The sequence below is a fragment of the Arthrobacter sp. TB 26 genome (genome assembly GCF_000427315.1).
GTDB lineage: Bacteria > Actinomycetota > Actinomycetes > Actinomycetales > Micrococcaceae > Arthrobacter.
On the sequence record NZ_AUPJ01000020.1, the window covers coordinates 1 to 990 of the forward strand.

Below are 990 nucleotides of genomic sequence, written 5' to 3' on the forward strand. Positions count from 1 at the left end.
CGGTTCGGGGGTGCAGGGCAGATGAGCGCCGGTACAATCCCTCCGACCGGATCGCAGGGGGCGGCGGCCGCCGGCAGTGCCGTAATCAGCGGGGTCAATGCCAGCATCAGGGCAACCGCAACGATGTAGCTGGCCCCCCGTGTGGTGTTCATCCCGTCCATCGTAGAGGGCGGAGCGGTCCCGGGCGGGGACCCGGATACGGCCGCTGCCCCCGTGCCGGCCGGAAGCAGGGGACCCTTCAGCGCGGAGGCAGCGGATAAAGCCGGGGCGGTAGTGGTACCGGACCGGCGTGGTTGTTACTGCCAGGCCCGGACGTAGTCGACCTTCATCTCGGAGGCCGGCCCGTAGGCGGTGCTGGTGCTGGCCTTGCCGACATTCAGCACGAGGTACTGGGAGGCGTTGGCGTCGTCCGTGGGGAAGGACTTGACCTTGACGCCGTCGACGTAGACCTCTGAGAGGTTGCCCTTACGCCACAGTCCGTAGGTGTGGTACTCGTTCCCCCAGTTGCCGGCAATGGTGCCCTGGTTGTGGGTTCCGGAGCCCGAGTGGTAGTTGGACGTCAGCTTTCCCTTGAGCACTTCGGCGATGTCGTTCTCGCCGTTCGCCGGCCAGGACTGTCCGGTAGTCCACCAGGCCGGCCAGTTGTGCAGCACGGTTCCGTTGCCGGGGAAGGAGATACGGGCCTCGGTGTAGCCGGTCCGGAACTCGTAGCCGGTGGTGGCAGCGTCCTTCGGGTTGGACGACACGAGGCCGCCGGTGCCGGCGTCCGAGAGCCTCAGCGAGAGGTTTCCGCCGCCGACCGAGACGTTTGCGGGGTCAGTCTTGACCTTGTTCATCGTGCCGCCGCCGAACCAGGAGCTCGCCCACTTGCTCGTGTCGAGGGCGGTTCCGTTGAAGTCATCGCTGAAGGTCTGCGACCACGCGCCGGGGACTCCCAGGGGCATCAGCGACGACACACTCGATGCCGGCACTACCGCAGCGGGGGCTGCC

1 protein-coding gene is annotated in these 990 nt (G+C 67.3%); it reads right to left on the minus strand.

Features of this window, described 5'->3' with window-relative positions:
* Positions 1–296: 296 nt before the first annotated feature.
* Positions 297–990, minus strand: a 694-nt coding sequence (locus tag K789_RS0100400; RefSeq protein ID WP_237739463.1) for a family 16 glycosylhydrolase, incomplete at its 5' end; no start/stop codon positions are given.